Here is a 4316-nt window from a genome sequence, read left to right as displayed (position 1 = left end):
CGACACGACCCACTAATTCATCGACAGGCCCGTCAGGATCTCGTCCGACGCCTCGGGGATGAGGAAGCTATCCGGGTCGGTCAGAGCCCACGTGCAGCGCTGCTCCGCCGCCAGGACGTCCTTCGCCGCCGGTCTGTCGGCGGCGACGGTGACCCGGCTGACCAAACAGTGGCAGGACGACCACGCCGCCTTCCAGCAGCGTGACCTGTCCACCAGCGACTATGTCTACGTGTGGGCCGACGGCGTCCACCCCAAGGTCCGCCTGGGCCAGGCCCACTCCTGCGTGCTCGTACTGATGGGTGTGCGTCTCGACGGCCGCAAGGAGCTGATCGCGCTCGCGGAGGGGCTGCGGGAGTCCACCGAGTCCTGGGCCGACCTGCTGCGCGACTGCCGGCGGCGCGGCATGCGCGATCCCGAGCTCGTTGTCGGCGATGGCGCGATGGGTTTGTGGCGGGCTCTGGCGGAGGTGTTTCCGCAGGCCAGGCATCAGAGGTGCTGGGTTCACAAGGCCCGGAATGTCACGAACGCGCTGGCGAAGTCGGCGCAGCCGGGCGCCACCCGCGCGATGCAGGAGATCTACAACGCCGAGGACCGCGTGCACGCCGAGAAGGCGATCGAGGACTTCGCCAGGTCCTACGGGGCGAAGTGGCCCAAGGCGGTCGCGAAGATCGTCGATGATGCCGAAGAGCTGCTGGCCTTCTACGACTTCCCCGCTGAGCATTGGGTCCACCTGCGGACGACGAACCCCATCGAATCGACATTCTCAACCGTGAAACCCCGGACCCGGGTCACCCGCGGCGCGGGCAGCCCGGCCGCCGCCCTGGCGATGGTCTTCAAGCTCGTGGAGTCCGCCCAGGAACGCTGGCGGGCCGCCACCGGCGCGTCCCTGGTGGCGCTGGTGCGGGCTGGGGCGAAGTTCGAGAACGGCGTCCTGGTCGAGCGTCCGGAGGCCGCCGCTGCATGAGCGCGCGTCACCCGAACCGCAAGTCTTGACAACTACTCGCTGCCCGCCGGAGTAGCCAGGATCCAGGCGGCAAAGGCTTCCACGCCGTCCACGACTGCCTCGAAGCGCGGGGAGTGGTAAACGTCGAACGAGTGCTGCCCGCCGGGCAGTTCGGCGTAGACGACGGTGCTCTCGGAGGCGCGGCGCAGTTGGGCGACGAAGTTCCGGGCGCCCTCGACGGTCCCCAGCGTGTCCTTGGCGCCGTGGGCGATGAGGAACGGCGGCGCACCGCGGTGGATGTATCCCTGTGGCTGGAGCGGGGGCGGCGGCTCGTCCGGCGGGTCGCCGAAGTAGTGGCCGTAGTAGCCGTAGAGACAGATCGCGGCGGTGACCGAGGTGTCGGCGGACTCGAATCCGGGCTGGAACATCGGGTTGTTCGGCGTGAGCGCGCACAGGGCCGCCATGTTGGAGCCGGCGGAGCTGCCCGCCACGAACAGCCTCGACGGATCGGCACCGTGCTCGGAGGCGTGCTCGCGGACCCAGGCGATGACCTTCTTGGCGTCGATCTGGTGGCCGGGGAAGGTGGTCTGGGGCCGCAGTCGGTAGTTGGCGCTGATGCACACCCACCCCTGGTCGGCGAGCCGGTACAGCAGGGGGCGTGCCTCGCGGTTCTTCGCTCCGCTGGCGTAGCCGCCGCCGTGGAAGTAGATCAGGACCGGCGCGTTCTGCGGCGCGTCGCGGCGGCGGTAGATGTCGAGGAGATTCCGGCGTCCGGCGTCCCCGTAGCTGATGTTGGGGATCCGGTGCACGTCACGCCGCCGCATCAGGACCGGCAGCAGCAGGATGCGGGCCCAGGGCCGGTGGCGGCGCAGCGGTACGTGCACACGATCCCGCCAGCCGGTCCCGAGCCCCTCCTCAAGGGCCCGTCCGACCACCTGTTTTGTGCGCAGCCCCTGCCAGGCGGAGAGAGCGAGGCCGATGGTGGCGACGGCGGCCACCGCGGCCGTCACCTTGGCGCCCGTCGAATCCAGATCGCCCTGGGCGGCGGCCAGGGCCGTGGAGGCCACCAGGACATAGATGCCCACGAACGGCACCTCGTTGAGGATCAGGCCGAACCAGAAACTCAGGGTCGCCAGTGGCCGGGGCCGGCGTGGCGCGACAACGGCGAAGAAAGTGCACCAGGCTAAGAGCGCGGTCGTCGCCACGTATCCCATCGGCATGGTCGTGATCGTAGCCGAGCAATGCTCGATCGAGTCGACCTTCAGTTCGATCAAGCTCCGGACCCGGGTCACCCGCGGCGCGGGCAGCCCGGCCGCCGCCCTGGCGATGGTCTTCAAGCTCGTGGAGTCCGCCCAGGAACGCTGGCGGGCCATCACCGGCGCCCACCTCGTCGCCCTCGTCCGCGCCGGCGCCGTATTCAAGAACGGTGAGCTCGTCGAACGTCCCCAGGATCACGCAGTTTGATCCACTTCAACCGAACCACAAGTCTTGACAATTGCTCTTCCCCGTGTTGCGTGGCACACCACATGGCCTTCGGCTTGCCGCGCCTGGCTGACCATGTCCGCGACTCTGCCGGGTTGCAGGTCCATGAGGTTGCCTGGGCGGAAGATGCACGTATCGCAGAGTCGGGCGCACAGTCGGACGGTGCCCGTTCGCGGGTCGGCGACCGCGTCGTACGGTTCGCTGTTCGCCGCCTCGACACCGTCATGGTCGTCGGCATACTCCATCGACGCCTCCACGTCGCGGTGCTGGCGGCCCCAGTTCATCGGTATCCTCCGCAGCCCGCGTGTCCGCAACCACCGCAGAAGCCGCGGCTGTTGCACGGGCAGGGGCAGCGTCTGGCCGTACGGCGCCGCGTGGCCGGGAATGCGGCCGGGGCGGGCGCGCTGTGCGTGGGTGGCGTTGCACTGTGGGGAGCCCTTCCTCTGCGTCAGGCTGGCCCATGGGACCAGGCCGTCGGGCTCCATCGGACCGCCGCCGAGGCCGTCCGCCATGCCGGCGACCAGCGGGCCCGGGGCGATGCTCTCGCCGAACTCGGTGTTGTAAGCCGCTTCATGGCTGCCTACCCGCAGGCCATCGAGGCCCTGAACGACGCCGTGACGGCCTAGGAAACGGTCGACAACCAGCGCGGCAAGGCGGACGCTCTCAACCAGCTCGGAATCGTCTGGTACCTGACCGCGGACAACGAGGACGCGGTCCGCGCCCAGGCCGAGGCTCGCACCCTCTACCGTGAGCTGGGGTACCGGCTCGGGCAGGCGAACGCGCTCGCAGATCTCGGCATGACACACCGGCAGTTGAGCCAGTTCCATGCCGCGCCCGCACCGCGGGCTTCCGCTACCTGCAGCACATCGTGGTCGTCTACGCCCACCCGGTCGGCGACCGCCTGATCCCCACCCTTCCCGCGGATGCCTCCCGCGGCGTCGCGCACTGCGACCTGATCGCCCTGTCCGCGATCCGCCACAAGTAACCCAAGGCAGAGGAGAGATCGCCGTGCCCTTCCCCCTCTCGGTGTGGAACACCGCTCCCACCTCCGCGCCAGCACAGCGCAAGGGCCGCTACGTGCCCGGCTCCGCCGCCCACCCCGCCAAAATGCTCCCCGCCATTGCCGCCCACGCCATCACCACCTACACCAAGCCCGGCGACCTGGCCCTCGACCCGATGTGCGGCATCGGCACCACCCTCGTCGAGGCCGTCCACCAAGGCCGCCACGCGCTGGGCACCGAGTACGAAACCCGATGGGCTCACCTCGCTGCAGCCAACCTCCGCCACGCCGACGCTCAGGGAGCCACCGGTAGCGGGGCTGTCTACTGCGGCGACGCGCGCCGCCTGGCCACCTTGATTCCCGGTGAGTTTCACGGCACGGTCGACCTCGTGGTCACCTCACCCCCGTACGGGGCGAGCGCGCACGGCCAGGTCCGCTCCTCCCGCGAGACCGGCGAACGCGGGGTTGTCAAGAAGGACTACCGCTACAGCCACGACCGCGCCAACCTCGCCCACGTCGGCCTGGAACAGCTCCTTCAAGCCTTCACCGAAATCCTCACCCACTGCCGCCACCTGCTCCGCCCCGGCGGCCACGCCGTGATCACCACCCGCCCCTGGCGCGAACGCGGCGAACTCATCGACCTGCCCTCCGCCGTCCTCGCTGCCGCCCAAGCCGCCGGACTCATTCCGATCGAGCGCTGCGTCGCCCTCCTGGCCGGCGTCCGCGACAACCGGCTCATCGCGCGACCCTCGTTCTTCCAGATGAAAAACGTCCGCGACGCCCGCCGCGCCGGTCTCCCCCTCGCGGTCATCGCACACGAGGACACCCTCGTGGTCCGCCGCCCGAAAAACGCGCGTCTCGGGTCTGTAAAGTTAACGGTGGTTCTGGAGT

The 4316-nt window shown here is 69.5% G+C and carries 3 protein-coding genes and 2 pseudogenes; 3 read left to right on the top strand and 2 right to left on the bottom strand.

The genetic code is table 11. From position 1 onward, the window contains the following. Nucleotides 1–127: 127 nt before the first annotated feature. Nucleotides 128–964: pseudogene (locus BIV24_RS30990) on the top strand (IS256 family transposase); the annotation flags it as partial. A 32-nt stretch (nucleotides 965–996) separates the two neighbouring features. Here the strand turns inward: BIV24_RS30990 and BIV24_RS30985 are convergent. After that, nucleotides 997–2163, bottom strand: a complete 1167-nt coding sequence (locus BIV24_RS30985; protein WP_071369781.1) for an alpha/beta hydrolase — start codon at nucleotides 2161–2163, stop codon at nucleotides 997–999. Between the two features lie 28 nt (nucleotides 2164–2191). On the opposite strand from BIV24_RS30985, the pseudogene BIV24_RS30980 reads away from it, so the two are divergent. Then, nucleotides 2192–2407 (top strand): annotated as a pseudogene (locus BIV24_RS30980) (IS256 family transposase); the annotation flags it as partial. On the opposite strand, the gene BIV24_RS34745 reads toward BIV24_RS30980, so the two are convergent. Then, entirely contained in the window at nucleotides 2395–3252 is an 858-nt protein-coding gene (locus BIV24_RS34745) for a hypothetical protein (RefSeq protein ID WP_071369779.1), read from the bottom strand. The pseudogene BIV24_RS30980 and the gene BIV24_RS34745 overlap by 13 nt on opposite strands. Nucleotides 3253–3433: 181 nt before the next feature. Here BIV24_RS34745 and BIV24_RS30970 point away from each other — a divergent pair. Next, the coding region (locus tag BIV24_RS30970) for a TRM11 family SAM-dependent methyltransferase (RefSeq protein WP_071369778.1) at nucleotides 3434–4316 on the top strand (883 nt) is incomplete at its 3' end.

Origin of the sequence: Streptomyces colonosanans (assembly GCF_001866645.1) — a bacterium.
Lineage (GTDB): Bacteria > Actinomycetota > Actinomycetes > Streptomycetales > Streptomycetaceae > Streptomyces > Streptomyces colonosanans.
This window is presented reverse-complemented; position numbering and strand designations above follow the sequence as displayed.